The 17690-nt window shown below is 38.8% G+C and carries 13 protein-coding genes; 9 read left to right on the top strand and 4 right to left on the bottom strand.

The annotated features are described in order from the left end of the window. The first annotated feature begins 81 nt into the window (after positions 1-81). Both ESU54_RS08415 and ESU54_RS08410 read left to right on the top strand, forming a co-directional pair. Positions 82-1767 (top strand): T9SS type A sorting domain-containing protein, encoded by a 1686-nt coding sequence (locus ESU54_RS08415; RefSeq protein ID WP_111844516.1) that lies wholly within the window; start codon positions 82-84, stop codon positions 1765-1767. A 109-nt stretch (positions 1768-1876) separates the two neighbouring features. Then, positions 1877-2440 (top strand): NUDIX domain-containing protein, encoded by a 564-nt coding sequence (locus ESU54_RS08410; RefSeq protein ID WP_111844515.1) that lies wholly within the window; start codon positions 1877-1879, stop codon positions 2438-2440. A gap of 50 nt (positions 2441-2490) precedes the next feature. On the opposite strand, the gene rsmG is transcribed toward ESU54_RS08410, so the two are convergent. Further along, positions 2491-3120, bottom strand: a complete 630-nt coding sequence (rsmG, locus tag ESU54_RS08405) for a 16S rRNA (guanine(527)-N(7))-methyltransferase RsmG (protein WP_111844514.1) — start codon at positions 3118-3120, stop codon at positions 2491-2493. Positions 3121-3246: 126 nt separating this feature from the next. Here rsmG and ESU54_RS08400 point away from each other — a divergent pair, with 126 nt between their 5' ends. From ESU54_RS08400 to purT, 4 genes are all read left to right on the top strand, one after another. Then, positions 3247-4347: a fatty acid desaturase family protein gene (locus tag ESU54_RS08400; RefSeq protein WP_111844513.1), complete on the top strand. Its 1101-nt coding sequence runs from the start codon at positions 3247-3249 to the stop codon at positions 4345-4347. Positions 4348-4352: 5 nt separating this feature from the next. Continuing rightward, a complete protein-coding gene (locus tag ESU54_RS08395) occupies positions 4353-5540 on the top strand; it encodes a pyridoxal phosphate-dependent aminotransferase (RefSeq protein ID WP_111844512.1) in 1188 nt (395 codons plus the stop codon). 129 nt (positions 5541-5669) lie between these two features. Then, positions 5670-8582 (top strand): GEVED domain-containing protein, encoded by a 2913-nt coding sequence (locus ESU54_RS08390; protein ID WP_111844511.1) that lies wholly within the window; start codon positions 5670-5672, stop codon positions 8580-8582. A 95-nt stretch (positions 8583-8677) separates the two neighbouring features. Then, positions 8678-9850, top strand: coding sequence for a formate-dependent phosphoribosylglycinamide formyltransferase (purT, locus tag ESU54_RS08385; RefSeq protein WP_111844510.1), 1173 nt, complete (start codon positions 8678-8680; stop codon positions 9848-9850). Positions 9851-9877: 27 nt separating this feature from the next. Here purT and ESU54_RS08380 read toward each other — a convergent pair whose 3' ends face one another. Next, positions 9878-11383 (bottom strand): TrkH family potassium uptake protein, encoded by a 1506-nt coding sequence (locus tag ESU54_RS08380; RefSeq protein WP_111844509.1) that lies wholly within the window; start codon positions 11381-11383, stop codon positions 9878-9880. Further along, on the bottom strand, positions 11383-12732 hold the full coding sequence (gene trkA / locus ESU54_RS08375; protein WP_111844508.1) for a Trk system potassium transporter TrkA: 1350 nt from the start codon (positions 12730-12732) through the stop codon (positions 11383-11385). Before trkA ends, ESU54_RS08380 begins: the two co-directional genes overlap by 1 nt. Before the next feature lie 162 nt (positions 12733-12894). Between trkA and ubiE the strand changes: the two genes are divergently transcribed. Together ubiE and porT are read left to right on the top strand one after the other, a co-directional pair. After that, complete coding sequence (ubiE, locus tag ESU54_RS08370) at positions 12895-13626, top strand: bifunctional demethylmenaquinone methyltransferase/2-methoxy-6-polyprenyl-1,4-benzoquinol methylase UbiE (protein WP_111844605.1); 732 nt, start codon at positions 12895-12897, stop codon at positions 13624-13626. A 3-nt stretch (positions 13627-13629) separates the two neighbouring features. Continuing rightward, positions 13630-14340: a type IX secretion/gliding motility protein PorT/SprT gene (gene porT, locus ESU54_RS08365; protein ID WP_111844507.1), complete on the top strand. Its 711-nt coding sequence runs from the start codon at positions 13630-13632 to the stop codon at positions 14338-14340. On the opposite strand, the gene ESU54_RS08360 is transcribed toward porT, so the two are convergent. Beyond that, positions 14327-15055, bottom strand: coding sequence for an RNA methyltransferase (locus ESU54_RS08360; protein ID WP_111844604.1), 729 nt, complete (start codon positions 15053-15055; stop codon positions 14327-14329). The genes porT and ESU54_RS08360 overlap by 14 nt on opposite strands. A gap of 36 nt (positions 15056-15091) precedes the next feature. On the opposite strand from ESU54_RS08360, the gene tamL reads away from it, so the two are divergent. Continuing rightward, on the top strand, positions 15092-17650 hold the full coding sequence (gene tamL / locus ESU54_RS08355; RefSeq protein ID WP_111844506.1) for a translocation and assembly module lipoprotein TamL: 2559 nt from the start codon (positions 15092-15094) through the stop codon (positions 17648-17650). Positions 17651-17690: the final 40 nt, after the last annotated feature.

Here is a 17690-nt window from a genome sequence, read left to right as displayed (position 1 = left end):
CATTTGAAGTTGTTATAATAAAAATTATAAGCTATTTTTACCCTTAATCTTATTTTTCACAACTAAATAAATCTAATAATCATGTTTAAAAAACTACCTTTCACCTTAGTTTTTGCTTTGTTTGCAAGTGTTACGTATGCACAGACAATAGTATCAACGTCACCCCAGGACCAAAACGTTGTTCTTGAAGAATTCACAGGAATTCATTGTGTATATTGCCCTGATGGCCACGCCATTGCGCAAGCGATTCAAAACGCTCATCCAGATCGAGTTTCCCTAATAAATATCCACGTTGGAAGTTATGCAGTTCCAGGGAATGGCGAACCAGATTTCAGAACTCCTTATGGTAGCGCCATTGTAGGTCAAACAGGTTTAACGGGTTATCCTGCTGGAACTATTAACAGACACGTTTTCCCAGGTAGAGAAAACACAGCAGGCCAAACAGCAATGTACAGAAATTATTGGTCTGTTTCTGCAAATGAAACAATGGCAATAGGATCTGCCGTAAACGTTGCTGTTGAGGCAACAATTGATGTAAATACCAGTGTGCTAACTGTTCACGTTGAAGGATACTATACAAGCAACAGCCCACAAGGAACAAACATGTTAAATGTTGCACTCTTGCAGAACAATACTAAAGGACCTCAGACTGGCGGCGGTGCTGGCAATAACTATAATCACATGCACCGTTTGGTAGAAATGATTACAGGCCAATGGGGTGAGGTTATCAATACAACTACTGCGGGAACTTTTGTAGACCGTACTTTTACTTACCCTATTCCATTAGATTACAACGATGTTCCTACCGAGCTGGCAGATATGGAAGTTGTTGCTTTTATTTCAAATACACATCAAGAAATTCCTAGTGGTAGTAGTGTATTGCCAGGTTTCACAGGACTTACAAATGCAAATGACGCCCAACTAAGATCAGTGTCTGACTTTCCTTCTACTTGTAAAACGGAACTTACACCAGAAATAAACATCTTAAACGTAGGGCAAAACCCAATTACAGCTTTGACTATAGACTATACCGTCAATGGAGAATCACATACTTACAATTGGACTGGAAACATTACTTCACTTCGCAGTGAAACTGTAGAGCTTCCAACCGTTCCATTTGTATTACAAGGAAACAATACAGTTGTAGTAACCTTACCAAATGATGATGATAACTCAAACAACAGCATCACAAAAACTTTTGCTCAAGCACCTGTTGGAACGGGAATTGTTAATATGGAATTACATGTTGATAACAATGGTTCTCAGACAAGATGGTATGTTACTAATTCTAACGGTACCGTAATATACAACGGTGGACCTTACCCAAATAACAATCCACAGGTTATAAACGAAACGTTTAACTTGACTGCAGACTGTTATAGCTTCCGTGTTTTGGATATTCCAAGCAATGGTGGTGGCGAAATAACATTAACTGACCATCACGGTAACCAATTATACCATACCGATGGTAATTATGGTAATGGAGAGACTTCTCCTTTTTCAAGCAACGGAGTTTTGGGTGTTACTCAAAATCAACTTGATAACATCAGCTTGTACCCAAACCCAGCTTCTTCAACAATTAATGTGAAAAATGCTGAAAACGCAAACGTTCAAGTATTTGACATTCTTGGAAAATTGATCCTTTCACAGGAAAATATTGCTATGGATGCTCAAATAAATGTATCACAGTTTCAAGCTGGAACTTATTTTATGAAAATTTCAAAGGACAATCTTGTAACTACCAAGAAGTTCTTGATTATTAAATAAGAAATATTCCTTAAATATTCTGAAAAACCCCGACTCGTTCGGGGTTTTTTATATCTTAACCCTTTCAGTTTAAAAAAAACTGAAAGGGTTCTTTATATAAATTTTTAATATGAAATACACCATCAACGAAGAAAAAATAGTTTTTGACGACCACTATAAAATAGTCAAGGCCAAAGTAACATATGACACTTTTAACGGAAAGCAAATAACCACCAAACGCCTTGCCTTTGAAAGAGGTGACTCTGTTGCTATTCTGTTACTGGAAAAGGAAACCCAAAGTATTCTATTAACAAAACAGTTTAGATACCCTAGTTGTAAAAATAATGAAGGCTGGCTTACGGAGATACCTGCAGGCTCTATGGAAGAAAATGAAAAACCAGAAGAATGTATAACCCGCGAAGTGATGGAAGAATTAGGTTACAAAACAAACCACCCAAAACTTATAAGTACATTTTACACATCTCCGGGAGCTTCAACGGAACGTATTTTTTTATTCTATGCTGAAGTTTCCCTAACAGATAAAACCGGAAAAGGCGGTGGAAACGATGCTGAAAATGAAGACATTCAGTTAGTGAAAATTCCGGTTTCAGAAATAGCTTCTAAAATATTAAAATTAAAGGACGCGAAGACAATTCTGGCTTTACAATGGTTTCTTTTAGAAGGTTGTAGGTGATTTTAAAAAAAAGTGAGATTGGTAAAAACTTGTAAATTGAAGTTTGAAAATTAACCTTTATATTTCAATGGCAAATACACTACACTTTTGGTTTCATAGAAATCTTCCTCAAAAAAATCGTACAACGGAAAAACAGTAGCATTTTTATATACTTTTAATTCTTCCGTTAAATCACCTCCTTTTAAGTAAAGAATTCCGTTTTTGCGTTCGTGAAGGCTTTTTTTGGCAATTTTATCATTCACCCAGTGCACAAAAGTTTCCATTTGTGCCACGGCTCGGCTTACTATAAAGTCATATTTACCAGAAACGTCTTCAACCCGGGCATTTGTAGCTTTTACATTTTTAAGCTGTAAGCCTTCAACTACTTCCTCCACGACCTTTATTTTTTTGCCAATACTATCTACAAGGTGAAACTGAACCTCAGGATAAAGAATGGCCAATGGAATCCCTGGAAATCCACCGCCAGTGCCAACGTCCAAAATTTTTGACCCTGGAAGGAACGGTTGTATCTTTGCAATTCCGAGGGAATGTAAAACATGCCGCAGATAAAGTTCGTCAATATCCTTCCGGGAAACGACATTTATTTTTAAGTTCCAGTCTTCGTAAAGTTCCTGTAACATCTGAAACTGATTTTTTTGACTATCAGTAAGTTGTGGAAAATATTTAGATATCAGTTCCATAATTTCATTTAGGAGGCAAAAGTATGGTAACTTTGTGAAAATTATGATTTTGAAACCACAGATTTCCATAAAAGATAATTATTTTTGTGGTTTACACTATAACAATCCCCAGTTAAACAATTCATTTTGACATACAAAAATCTAAATTTCTCACGAGTTGACAGTGCTAAATTTTTTAGAACTCTAAACAAACGCGTTAATGATTATTTCAAGGACAACGACATTGCTCGAACGGGCAACTGGAAACTACACTTGAAAACAATCATTATGTTTTCAATATATCTTACCCCCTATTTTTTGCTGTTAGCCCTTGATCTTCCTGGTTGGGCGCAATTGCTTTTCACCATTGTTATGGGCGTAGGGATGGCTGGTGTGGGCATGAACGTGATGCACGATGCTAACCACGGCTCGTATTCCTCCAAAAAATGGGTAAATAAAGTTATGGGAAGCAGCATGTATATTCTTGCTGGAAATGTTTATAACTGGCAAGTTCAGCACAATGTTTTGCACCACACATATACAAACATTCACGGCCACGACGAAGACTTGGAGGCGGGGAGAATTCTTCGTTTTTCACAACATTCAAAATGGCACAAGTTCCATAAATTCCAACACTGGTACAGCCTTTTTTTCTATGGGCTATTGACGTTCAACTGGGTGCTTACCACAGATTTTTACCAAACCAAAAGATATTTGGCTCGCAAGCTTTCGTACGGAAAATTACCAAAGCCAATTACTCAATGGAGTATTTTGGTAATAACAAAAATGATTTATATATCACTATGGATCGTAATCCCCATTCTATTTTTTAATATTGTTTGGTGGAAAATTATATTGGGTTTCTTCATTATGCATTATGTTGCAGGACTAATTTTAAGCGTTGTTTTTCAGCTGGCACATGTAGTGGAAGATACCGAAATAATGCTTCCAGATGAAAGCGGCACGATGAAAAACACTTGGGCAATACATCAATTATTTACCACGATGAATTTTTCAACCAATAATCGAATTGTGAACTGGTACACTGGTGGTTTAAACCACCAGGTAGAGCATCATATTTTTCCGAACATAAGCCATGTTCATTACAAGAATATTTCAAAAATTTTAAAAAGCACAACCAAAGAATTTAACCTACCCTATAAAGAATATAAAACTACACGCCAGGCGATTACTGCACATTTCAGACACCTAAAAGAAATGGGGCTAAAACCTACCGTATCCGCTTAATTATTATGGACAATAGACTTTCAAAACGAGTGAACGAGATGGCCACCTCGGCCACTCTGGCAATGGCTGCCAAAACAAGAGAATTAAAAGAAAAAGGAATTGACATCATTGGTTTGAGCCTTGGGGAACCTGACTTTCCTATTCCAGAATTTGTAAAACAGGCTGCCATTAAGGCAATAGAAGACAATTATCACTCTTACACTCCAGTGGATGGTTATGGCGATTTAAAAAAAGCTATTATAACCAAATTCAAAAGAGATAACAACCTTGAATACAAGCCTTCACAAATAGTTGTATCAACAGGTGCTAAGCAGTCTTTAGCCAATTTGATGATGGTACTCTTAGACGAAGGTGATGAAGTTTTGTTGCCAGCTCCTTACTGGGTAAGCTACGCAGACCAGTGTAAGGTTGCGGGAGGCGTTCCCAAAGAAATACCTACTTCAATTGAAACCGATTTCAAAGTAACCGGTGAAGCATTGGAGGCTGCTATTACGCCAAAAACCAAAATGATAATTTACAGCTCCCCTTGCAACCCAAGTGGTTCTGTTTACAGCAAAAAGGAACTCCGAAAGTTAGCAGATATTTTGGTTAAATATCCTGAGATTATCGTTATTAGCGATGAAATCTATGAACACATCAACTTTACGGGAAACCACACTTCCATGGCCGAATTTGAGGATATGTACGACCGAACTGTGGTTGTGAACGGTGTTTCAAAAGCTTTCTCAATGACGGGATGGCGCATAGGTTATATTGGCGGCCCCGAATGGATAGCCCGAGCTTGCGACAAAATGCAAGGGCAGGTAACCAGTGGCGCAAACTGTATTGCACAAAGAGCAACCATAACCGCTTTGGAAAATCCGCCGAGCAAAATAAAATACATGGTTGACGCCTTTAAAGAAAGAAGAAGTTTGATTCTGAATTTACTTTCTGAAATTGAAGGTTTTAAAACCAACAAACCTGAAGGAGCTTTTTATGTTTTCCCAGATATTTCCTATTTCTTCGGAAAAACGCTGCGCGGGAAAAATATTAATACCGCTTCAGATTTTTCATTATATCTTTTGGAGGAAGCCAGAGTGGCTACTGTTACTGGTGAAGCCTTTGGCGATCCAAACTGCATTCGTTTATCTTATGCAGCTTCTGAAACGGACATAAAAGAAGCTATGCACCGAATTAAGGAGGCTTTATCCTAAAATATTAAATATCTGAAAATTGAAATGAAAGAGGGAATGGTTAAAACTGACCAAGCCTTTTTGCAATCTATAAATTAACTGTATTTTAGACGCCTGAAATAAAAATTAACTCAAAACAAACCCTAAACCATGAAAATTAAGATTACGTTACTCCTATTTTTCTTCGCTTTTGTCTTTCAAGGACAGGCTCAAGAAAAAACAAATGCAACTTATGTGGGCACAGTAGGCTCTATGGTGCATGTGCCCTCAATAGCCTCTCAAACAAATTTGGCTCCAGCAAGAGTAAAAGAACAAGTGATGCAAGACGGAAGAGCTTCAAAAAACTTGATTGTTCCCGGAAAAGATCCTCAGATTGAAGATGATTATTTCGTTAGAAACCCAGATAAAATGGAGCAAATTCTTAGCGGAAAAGCTCCTACCTTGGTTTTTGACGCGGCAACTTCAAGTTCACAACCTACAGACCCTTCTATAGGTGTTGGACCTAATCACGCCGTAGTTGTATTCAACACTGGCTTCCGTATTTTTGACAAAAGCGGAAACCCATTAACTGGTCAAATTAGCCCAAACCCAACTATTTTTCCAAATGGTGGTTGCTGCGATCTTACTATTTCGTATGACAATGCTGCAGATAGGTTTGTAATGACTTTCTTGGGGAGTGGTGCACAAGTAGCTGTTTCCGACGGTCCAGACCCAGTAAATGATGGCTGGTATGTTTACAACATTCCACAAATCAACGATTATCAGAAGCTTTCAGTTTGGAGCGATGGTTATTATATGACAGACAATACTTCAGCTACTAATAAAATTTATGCAATGGAGCGGACTAAAATGCTCGCTGGCGATCCAACCGCACAAATAATTGGTTTTCCCCTTCCGGGAATTGTAACCAGCGGTTTTTATAGCCCTCAAGCACTTAACGTAAGCAATAGCAACTTGCCAGCAGCTGGCGGTTTGCCAATTATCTATTTGCAAGATGATGCTTGGTCTGGTGTTTCGCAGGATCACGTAAAACTTTGGACTGTAGATGTTAACTGGGCTAGCCCAGGAAGCTCCACTATTTCTGCTCCTGTTGAATTGACCACAACTCCTTTCATTTCAGTTTTTGACGGTGGTAGTTTTGTGAATTTAACCCAACCAGGTGGTGGTACAGCTATTGATGCATTACAGGCAACGATAATGAACCAAGCACAGTTTAGAAAATTTGGCGACCATAACTCTGCGGTTTTCAACTTTGTTGTTGATACTGACGCCACAAGCGGTGAACTTGCCGGTGTGCGCTGGTTCGAGCTTCGCCAAACTGCCGATGGACAACCTTGGTCAATATACCAAGAAGGAACCTATACTTCCCCTGATGGAAAACACGCTTGGCATGCAAGTATGATGATGGATGTACAAGGAAACATTGGGATGGGATACACTTCTATGGCTGGACCAACAACTCCTGATCCGACTACAAAAAGAGTAAGCTCCTATTATACTGGCCGCTATGCAAACGACCCTTTGAATACCATGACTATTGGGGAAGAATTGATTGCCGCAGGTAATCAAAACATTCCAGGTACTCGTTACGGTGATTACAGCAAAATTGATTTGGACCCATCAAACGATAAAGAATTCTGGTTCATAGACGAATATATGAACAGTGGAAGAAAAGATGTGGTAGGTGTTTTCCAAATTGCACCAAACTTCAACAATGATATTGGAGTAGTAAGCATTGACTCACCAGTTACTGGAACGCTTTCAAACAGCGAAACAGTTACCGTTACTGTCTTCAACTATGGCCAAAACAGTGCTTCAAACTTTCCAGTAACCTTCCAAGTGGATGGTGGAGCAGTAGTTTCAGAAACTTTCATCGGAACAATAGCTTCTGCTGCAACGGCTCAATATACTTTTACCGCTACAGCAAATATGGGTACTGTTGGTCAAACCTATTCCATTATGTCTGAAACCAATATGGCTGGCGATGAAGACACCTCAAACGATGGCCGTACAAAATCCGTGACCTATTTACAGCCAAATGATATTGGTGTGAGCGCAATTACAGCTCCTGTTTCTGGTACCGACTTGACAGCTTCCGAAAACATCGTGGTTACCATCAACAACTTTGGTGGTGAGCCGAAATCAAATTTTGATGTTTCATACGACTTGGAAGGAACTGTAGTTACAGAAGTAGTTGCTGGTCCTTTGGCTGCAAATTCATCTACTTCATACACCTTTGTACAAACTGGTGATTTTTCTGCTCTTGGAAGTTATAACTTGAGCGCCTATACATCTTTGGCTGGAGACAGTGATACTTCAAATGATTCAACCTCTGTGGTTATCATCAAACAAAACTGTCAGCCCGTTGGCGATTGTTCATTTGGAGATGGTTTTCAACTTTTCAGTGTAACGGATATCAACAATCCATCTGCTTGTGAAGGCTATGGTGATTTTACAAACCTTATAGCAGGAATGGAGCCAGATTCTACTAACGACCTTACTATAACTACAGGTTATGGTGATCAGTTCATTCGTGTTTGGATTGATTTTAATGATGACTTCGTCTTCACTAATGACGAAATTGTGGTTGACAACATTGAAGTTGCTTCCGGGCAAGGAAGTGGAACATACACCATAACTACTGATTTGGTAATCCCATCAGGGGCAGCATTTGGTCAACACTTGATGCGTGCAAAAACCAACTGGAATGGTCCTGTACCGGATGATGCCTGTGAAGAAACAAATTTTGGTGAAACCGAAGACTATTCAGCACAAATTGGTACTGTGGGTGTTGGTGAAAATATTTTCGACGAAAATGGTTTAACCGTTTTAATCCTAGAGAACAACAATTTTGACATAAGTTTGAAGACCGTTAATTATTCCGAGGCTATGAACCTTTCCGTTTACAATACTCTTGGACAAAGATTATTGTTCAAAAAGCTTGAAAACAACGGCAACGGATATCAATACAAATTAGACATGAGTTATGTAGCCAAAGGGGTTTACCTAGTTCGTGTTGGAAACAAAAAAGACGGAAGAGTTAAACGAATCATCGTTAAATAACTTAGAAACTTTTTAAATGATAAAAACCCAAAGTACAAATTGTGCTTTGGGTTTTTTCATTTAATCTATTGCTGTATTTTTACAAAAAACATAGCATGGCTAAAATTTTATTATTAGGAAGCGGAGAATTGGGCAAGGAATTTACTATTGCCGCTAAAAGAATCGGGCAAACAGTAATAGCCGTGGACAGCTATGCAAACGCACCCGCAGCGCAAATTGCAGACTTTGCTGAAGTAATAAATATGCTCGATGGAAAAGCGTTGGATGCCCTTGTTGAAAAGTACAAACCAGATTATATAGTTCCTGAAATTGAAGCTATACGCACAGAGCGTTTTTATGAATATGAAAAAAAAGGCTATACAGTAATCCCATCAGCAAAGGCGGCAAACTTTACAATGAATCGAAAAGCAATTCGCGATCTTGTTTCCAAAGAATTAGGCTTGAAAACCGCCAAATATCGCTATGCAACCTCAGCTGAAAGTCTTAAAGAAGCGGTTGCAGAAATAGGAATGCCATGCGTAGTAAAACCTTTGATGTCTTCCAGCGGAAAAGGGCAAAGCACTATAAAAACGGAAACAGATATTGAAAAAGCTTGGAAATATTCACAAGACGGCTCTCGCGGCGATGTGGCGGAAGTAATTGTAGAAGCTTTTGTAAACTTCAAGTATGAAATAACACTGCTCACCGTTACCCAACGCAACGGGAAAACACTTTTTTGCCCTCCTATTGGCCACCGCCAAGAACGCGGCGATTATATGGAAAGCTGGCAACCAGCACCAATGAAAAGTGAAGTTTTAAAGGAAGCACAGCAAATGGCCGAAAAAGTAACCACTGCCCTAACCGGCTGTGGCATTTGGGGCGTTGAATTTTTTGTTGCAGATGATGGCGTTTATTTCTCCGAACTTTCCCCCCGTCCGCACGACACGGGAATGGTAACGCTTGCCAAAACCCAAAATTTCAATGAATTTGAGCTACACCTTCGCGCCGTGCTAGGACTTCCAATTTCTGATATAACTCAGGAACGCATTGGCGCCAGTGCTGTTATTTTGGCCACGGAGAATTCAGAGAACCCCATTTTTGAGGGACTTGAAATAGTAGCGGCTTCGCAAAAAACAGATTTCAGAATTTTTGGAAAACCTACTTCCCGACCTTACAGAAGGATGGGCGTTGTTTTAACCCACGACAAGCTCGAAGGAAATATTTCAGAAGTAACCGAAAAGGCAAAGAATTTGGCTTCAAAAGTAAATGTAACTTCCGCTAAAAATTAGCTTATATCTTGAGCTTTGAACTTTAAATTATCTATTCCTCCAGAAAAAAGGAGTAAGCAGAATAAGTACGGTAAACAATTCCAATCTACCAATTAGCATTAAAAAGCTGGACCACCATTTTGCTGCATCGGGCAGATAGGCATAATTATTTACAGGCCCCAGATCGCCGAGGGCGGGACCAATATTCCCTAGGGTTGAGGCAGCAGCCCCAAGGGCGGTTTTAAAATCTAAACCAAGCCATGAAAAAATCAAGGTTCCTACAATAAAAGAAAGCATATAAAGAATAAAGAAGCCAAGAATATTGAAAACAATTGGCTGCGGCACTGCTTTTCTATTGTAGCGAACAGGCAAAATAGCATGTGGGTGAAGGGTTCGTTTAAATTCAAGCACGCCATTTTTAATCATGATTAAATGTCGCATTATTTTTATTCCACCCGCCGTTGAACCTGCGCAAGCTCCCAAAAACATCATTCCAAAAAAGAAAATGGTCAAGAACGGCGTCCACAAGGTGTAGTCTGCACTAATAAATCCTGTAGTGGTAATAATTGTAAGCACCTGGAAAAGCCCGTGGCGTACCGCACTTTCAAATGGCCCCCAAACCATAGGGTGTGCAATGCTAGAAAGCGCTACGTCTGCTTGAAAATAAATCAGCAAAGATGCGACTATGGTCAATCCAACTACTAATACTGTATATAGTTTAAACTCTTCATCTTGAAAAATTTTCTGAAATTTCCGCTTGAAGGCGAAATAGCTTAAAACAAAATTACTTCCCGCTAAAAACATAAACGCAATGATAATATATTGCACCATTGGGTTGTCGTTCCAATAAGCAACACTTGCATTTTTGGTTGAAAATCCACCCGTACTCAAGGTTGCCAATGAATGGTTTACAGCGTCAAAAAAGCTCATTCCTGCTATTTTCAGTAAAATGGTTTCAGCTAAAGTGTAGCCCACATAAATAAGCCACAATCTTTTTGCTGTATCTGTTATTCGTGGATGCAGTTTGTCTCCACCAGGGCCAGGTGCTTCGGCCGCAAAAAGCTGCATGCCTCCTATTCCCAATAATGGTAAAATTGCTATTGCCAAAACGATGATACCCATCCCCCCAATCCAATGGGTTATGCTTCGCCAAAAGAGTACACCTCGTGGCACAACTTCAATATCTGTGAGAATAGTAGCACCCGTGGTGGTATAACCACTCATTGTTTCAAAAAAAGCATCGGTAAAACTTGGAATTGCATTGGTGAAAATATATGGTAGTGTTCCTATAAGCGCCATAAATATCCAACCAAACGTAACTATTATGTATCCTTCCCGCTTTTGGATTTCCTTTCGGTGATTTTTTGTTAAAAGCATTATGATTCCCCCCACTCCTAAGGCAACTGTGCCAGCCAAAAGCATTTCTTTAAGTACACCATCTTTGTAGTACCAGCTCACTATGGAAGAAAGCAGCATAAACCCGCCATTCACCATAAGCAAAAGACCCATTAAGTGTGAAATGATTTTATAATTAAGCTTGGTAAGTGAACCCATTATATAAAGAGTTTTTCAACTTTCCCGATGGATTGCGGAAGACAGCAAACCACTACCCTATCGCCATTTTTAATTTCGAAATCGCCTAGGGCAATAATCCCTTCCCCATTTCTAATTACCCCGCCAATTATTGCTGAAGCAGGAAAATCAAGGTCTTTAATTTTTCTATTGCACACTTTAGAATGTGAAGAAACCATAAATTCCAATAGCTCTGCATTCATATTGTTAAGCTTCGTCATTGCAACAACCTCTCCTCTACGGACGTAGCGGAAAATATTATTTGCCGCCAAAAGTTTTTTGTTGATGAGCGTATCAATTCCGATAGAGTGTGAAAGCTGAAAATAATCCATATTTTCCACTAATGCGATTGCTTTTTTAACACCTTTCGACTTTGCCATTAAACAAGACATAATATTGGTTTCGCTGTTTCCTGTAACGGCAATAAAGGCGTCCATATCCTCAATGGATTCTTCGGATAACAAATCCACATTTCTACCGTCGCCGTTTATTACAAGACAACTGGGGATATCATCAGCAATTTCAAAAGCTTTGTCTTTGCTGCTTTCAATAAGTTTGACGTTGAAACCGGTTTTACACAAATCTTTTGCTGTTTTGTAGCCAATTTTGCTTCCTCCGAGAATCATTACATTTTTTATTTCCTGTTTACTTTTTCCCGAAAGTTTAAAAATCTGGTCATCCCCTTTATCAACGGTTGTGAAGTAAACCTGATCACCTTCTTTAAATTGGGTATCGCCGCGTGGAATAATGGTGTATTGGGTGCCAAAACGTTGCAAGGCAATAGGGACAAACTGTAATTCGGGATAAACTTTCGCCATTTCCTTTACAGATTTGCCTACAAAAGCAGAGGTACGGGAAAGGTTTAGCCCAATCATACTCAATGCGCCATTCTCAAATTCATAGTTTTCGTTAAAGGCACTTTGACTTAGGAGAAGTTCAATTTCATTTGAAGCCAAAGATTCGGGGGAAATCAATTCGTCGATTCCAAATTTTTCAAAGCCTACCTCATCCTTTCTATCAATAAATTCGGTATTAGAAATACGTGCAATGGTACGCTTAGCGCCCAACTGTTTTGCCAGAACGCAAACCGTAATGTTGGTGGTTTCGCTGGAAGTTACAGCAATAACAAGATCGGTTTCACTTACCTGTGAGTCCTTCAAAACCGCGATTGATGTAGAATCTCCCCGCACTACTCTAATGTCCAAATTCGCATCGGCGTGGGCCAAGGCTTCTCGGTTGGTATCTATAAGTGTAATGTTTTGCGATTCAAAAGATAACAATTTCGCAAGGTGAAATCCCACTTCGCCGGCACCGGCAATGATAATCTTCATTGAGCTATTACTTTAGGCTTTAAAATAAACAATGCAAAGATATAGAAATAAAAGCCATTGGTAGAGAAATCATTTTTTGGGAATAAGTTTTCGCTATAGTCTGAAAATTAAACAAAGTTGATAGCACCTCTTAAAAAATATGTAGTTTTGCAAGCGAAATTTATGGAAAAGAAAATAACACCTTATAAAGATTCTTCGGAAGGAAAAAAGAAACAGGTTGAACAGATGTTCGATGCTATTTCTGAAAATTACGACGGCCTAAACCGTATCATTTCCTTAGGTTCTGATATTAAATGGCGAAAAAAGGTCATTAAAATGGTTGCTGAAAAAAAACCAAAAACCATTCTTGACATAGCTACGGGAACGGGCGATCTTGCCATTCAATTTGCAGAAAAAACTTCCGCAGAAAAAATTGTTGGTTTGGATCTTTCCGAAGGAATGCTTTCCGTTGCCCGCAAAAAAGTTTCCGGAAAGCCTATTTCTAAAAATATTGAATTTGTGCAAGCAGATTCGGAAGCGTTACCTTTTGGAGACAATACTTTTGACGCAATCACTGTTTCCTTTGGTATCCGCAATTTTGAAAATCTGGAAAAAGGTCTTTCCGAAATTTTTCGTGTGCTAAAAAAAGATGGCATTTTTGTGGTTTTGGAAACTTCAGTGCCAACAAAATTCCCTTTCAAACAAGGATACCATTTTTATTCAAAAACTATTTTACCGCTTATAGGTAAAGTGTTTTCCAAAGACAAAGTAGCCTACAAATATTTAAGCGAAAGTGCTTCGGTATTTCCACACGGCGAAAAGCTCAACAATATTTTGCGAAAAATTGGGTTTAATGAAGTGAAAAATATCCCGCAAACATTTGGGGTAGCAACTATCTATAACGCTACAAAATAATTTATGAAGAAGCTTTTTTTTGTATTGGCCGTTTTATTCATTGCAAACAGTGCTCACGCGCAATGGTTTTTCAATAAGGAACGGATAGCAAATTTGGAAAATTTTGATAAAAAGCGCTTTTCATTTGGCTTCTTTTTAGGCTTTAACAGCTACGATTTTAAATTCGATTACAAGGACCAATTTGAAGACGACAATACAGACATTCAAGTAGAACGCTCCGCGGGCTTCAATGTTGGGCTTGTTGGCGATATGCGCCTCACCCAATATATAAACCTGCGTTTGGAACCAGGCTTGTATTTTACGCAACGTAATCTTATTTATCCTGGTTTTGAGGATCGGAAGGATTATTTGCGAGAGGTGAAATCAACTTATATTCACGTTCCGCTGTTACTAAAAGTTTCAACAAAGAGGCTGAACAACATCAAACCGTTTGTTATTGGTGGTATTTCTACATCTATTAACCTTTCCAGCAACGAGAAAAACCCTGAGGACAACGAGCAGGGAAAGTTCCGGATGACGAAAAATACCAATTATTACGAACTAGGTTTTGGAATAGATTTCTATCTGTATTACTTTAAATTCACACCTTCCATCCGTGGGGTGTTTGCTATGAGCAATGAATTGGTACCAGACGACGACCCGAATAGTCCTTGGACCGGGAATATTGAAAAATTATCTACGCGCGGTATTTTTGTGAACTTTACTTTTCAATAGCTCTTCTGAATTCGCTTAAAAGAATAGCAGTTGCCGTGGCAACATTCAAGCTTTCCGTCTTTTGAGATTTTCCGAAACGGGGAATGGTTATTTTGTGAGTTATTTTTTGAAGTATTGCATCTGAAATACCATTGGCTTCATTACCCATTATTACAATTGCATTTTTTGGAAGTTTTTCGGAATAAACATTTTTTCCGTCCATAAATCCTCCAAAAATGGGCAATTCTGTTTGGTCAAAATATTCAGTAAGCGACAAATAATTAACCTGCACCCGCGCCAATGAACCCATTGTTGCCTGCACTACTTTTGGGTTGAAACAATCTGCCGTGTCTTCAGAACAAAGCAACTGCTGTACCCCGAACCAATCGCAAAGTCGAATGATTGTCCCTAAATTTCCTGGATCGCGCACTGCATCCAAAGCAACTATCAAACCTGAATTTTGCACAGGCTTGCGTTTTGGTATTTCAAAAATGGCAACAGCAGTGTTTGCGGTTTTCAAAAAACTTATTTTTTTTAGTTCGTTTTCAGTTACCCGAAAATGATTTTCATTAGTAATTTGAGAAACATCAGTTGAAAAAAGCGACTGAAGCGTCAAGCCTTCGTTCAGCAATTCAGCAATAACCTTTGGCCCTTCAGCCACAAAAAAACCTGTTTGTTCGCGGTACTTTTTCTGCTGAAGGCTCGTTATTAATTTTGTTTGACTTTTGCTGACCAAAATATAGTATTTTTGAATTTGAATAAAAACGTACACTTGAAGCGCGACCTCACAAAAATATCACTATTTATAGTATTAATCAGTTTGTTTTTTTCCTGTGATGCAGTAAAGCTTGTGCCAGAGGGAAAATATTTGCTAACTAAAAACACAATTTTAGTTGATAGCGTAGAAACAAAAGATGCTGGCGTATATAGCCAGCTGGCCCAAAAACCTAATCCTACCATTCCGCTGGTGGGTATTCCTTTTGGATTGCATATATATAATCTTGCAGATCCACAACCAGATTCCACATATTACAAATGGCTTCACAAAAACCCAAAACGAGAGGAGCGGCTTATTCGTCTTCTTTCTAAAAAACAAGTGGACCAGATAGACAGTAGTTATGTGGGCTTCAATAAATGGCTTCAAAAATCTGGAGATGCACCCGTAATTATAAGCGAGCAACGGATTGAAAAATCTGTGGAACGTTTGAAGCGTTGGTATGCGAGCTATGGTTATTTTAACGATGAAGTTGATTATAAAATAGCCCCAAGCGAAAAGAAGAAAAAAAGAGCGACAATCACTTATTCCGTCAAAAAGCACAAACCCTATTTTGTGGGCGATTCCATAGGCGAAAAGATAAGTTCGCCCGTGGTTGATTCACTGTTTCAAATTACGAAGGCCAACTCGTTTATTATTCCAGGGAAGCAATATGCGGCCAATGATTTTGTGAATGAACGTGACCGACTTACTATTTTATTTAGAAATTCTGGATTATATCATTTTGAACAAGATTACGTTGGTTTTGAGGCGGACACCGTCAATACGGATCACAAAGCCGATATAACCTACATTATCCCCGACCGAAAAATTACCGAAGGAGACAGTACCCGTACAGTTCCATTTAAGGTCCATACTATTAATGAGGTTCGGATTGTTACAGATTATTCATACGAAAATCGAAATAAAAGCTTCCAAGACTCATTGAGTTATATGGGTTACAAACTTTACAGTTATGGCAAAATGCGTTTTCGCCCCAAAGCCATTACATCTGCCGTCTCAATCAATCCTGGGAAAATTTTTAAAGATATTGACAGAACCCTAACCTATAACCAGATAAGCGATCTCCGAATATTTAAATATCCAAATATCAGTTATGCCGAAGTAGCTTCAGACACCACTGGAAAGCTATTGAATTCAACCGTTTTGTTAAGCCCGCGCGACCGTTTTACCTTAGGAGTAGATTTTGACGCCTACACCTCTACCATTCAGCAATTTGGCGTCGGCTTTAGTGGAAATATGATTTTTAGAAATATTTTTCGAGGTGCGGAAATTCTTGAAATTTCGGGTCGTGGAAGTCTAGGTTCTTCGAAAGATGCGGGCGATAGTGAGAGCAAATTTTTCAACATTTCAGAATTTGGTGGCGATGTAAAACTCACTTTTCCACGGATCCTTTTTCCATTAAATACTGAAAAGCTTATTCCGAAGTATATGTCGCCCTCCACCAGTGTCAGTTTTGGTTATAGTGCACAAAATAATATTGGGCTGGATAGGCAGACTTCCAACGCCATATTCAATTATCGATGGAAATCTTTAAAAATACTTACCTATCAGCTGGATTTGTTAAACTTGCAATTTGTACGGAATCTGAATCCTGAGAATTATTTTAATGTATACAAAAGTTCCTATTCACGATTGAATGAAATTGCGAGGGATCTCAATTATGACTTTAACAATCCCTCCACAGATCCGATATTGGAAATTCCAGACGAGACAACTGTATTTATTTCTGATGTGTTAAATAGAGATCTTTACGCTGATAATGTAGCCTATCAAGAAGTGTTGAGTATTCGGGAGCGCCAAATACGCCTTAGCGAAAACAACCTTATTTTTGCTTCAAACATAACAATGACGCGGGATACCCGTGAGCACTTAAACGATAATAATTTTTCTCGCCTACGCCTAAAACTGGAATCTGCCGGTAATTTACTTTCTGGTATTTCGAGTCTTGCGGGACTAAACAAGAACTCCGATGGAAACTATGAAACCTTGGGAATTGTTTATTCGCAATATGTGAAAGCAGAAACAGAATACATTAAGCATTGGGACTTAGATGGCAAAAACATCTTTGCTTTTCGTGCTTTTGGTGGTATTGCGATTCCTTATGGCAATAGCAACAGCATACCCTTTACCCGAAGTTATTTTGGAGGAGGTACTAACGACAACCGTGGATGGAGAGCCTATGACCTTGGCCCAGGGAGCAGCGGGAGTGTTTTGGATTTTAATGATGCAAACTTCAAACTCGCTCTTAATGCGGAATATAGATATACAATCTTGGGCGATTTTAAGGGAGCCTTTTTTATTGATGCCGGTAACATTTGGAATGTGTTGGACGATGTTGAAATTCCATCATTCAGATTTGACGGAATTCAAGATCTAAAGGAAACTGCAGTCGCTTCTGGATTCGGGCTTCGTTACGATTTTGGATTTTTTGTATTTCGTTTTGATGTTGGTTTTAAAACCCACAACCCTGGAAGACCTGTTGGCGAACGCTGGTTTAAAGACTATAATTTCTCAAAAGCTGTTTACAACATAGGCATCAACTATCCCTTCTAAACCATTAAAATTTGTTATTTTTGTTTGCTGAAATCGGTTA

This window comes from Aequorivita antarctica (genome assembly GCF_007997155.1).
In the GTDB taxonomy this organism is placed as follows: domain Bacteria; phylum Bacteroidota; class Bacteroidia; order Flavobacteriales; family Flavobacteriaceae; genus Aequorivita; species Aequorivita antarctica.
Note: the sequence above shows the minus strand (reverse complement) of the source record. Positions and strands in the feature narration are given on the sequence as shown.

Coding starts and splice junctions, on each gene's coding strand:
- ESU54_RS08415 (WP_111844516.1), top strand. CDS start 82: ATGTTTAAAAAACTACCTTTCACCTTAGTTTTTGCTTTGTTTGCAAGT.
- ESU54_RS08410 (WP_111844515.1), top strand. CDS start 1,877: ATGAAATACACCATCAACGAAGAAAAAATAGTTTTTGACGACCACTAT.
- rsmG (WP_111844514.1), bottom strand. CDS start 3,120: ATGGAACTGATATCTAAATATTTTCCACAACTTACTGATAGTCAAAAA.
- ESU54_RS08395 (WP_111844512.1), top strand. CDS start 4,353: ATGGACAATAGACTTTCAAAACGAGTGAACGAGATGGCCACCTCGGCC.
- ESU54_RS08390 (WP_111844511.1), top strand. CDS start 5,670: ATGAAAATTAAGATTACGTTACTCCTATTTTTCTTCGCTTTTGTCTTT.
- purT (WP_111844510.1), top strand. CDS start 8,678: ATGGCTAAAATTTTATTATTAGGAAGCGGAGAATTGGGCAAGGAATTT.
- ESU54_RS08380 (WP_111844509.1), bottom strand. CDS start 11,383: ATGGGTTCACTTACCAAGCTTAATTATAAAATCATTTCACACTTAATG.
- trkA (WP_111844508.1), bottom strand. CDS start 12,732: ATGAAGATTATCATTGCCGGTGCCGGCGAAGTGGGATTTCACCTTGCG.
- ubiE (WP_111844605.1), top strand. CDS start 12,895: ATGGAAAAGAAAATAACACCTTATAAAGATTCTTCGGAAGGAAAAAAG.
- porT (WP_111844507.1), top strand. CDS start 13,630: ATGAAGAAGCTTTTTTTTGTATTGGCCGTTTTATTCATTGCAAACAGT.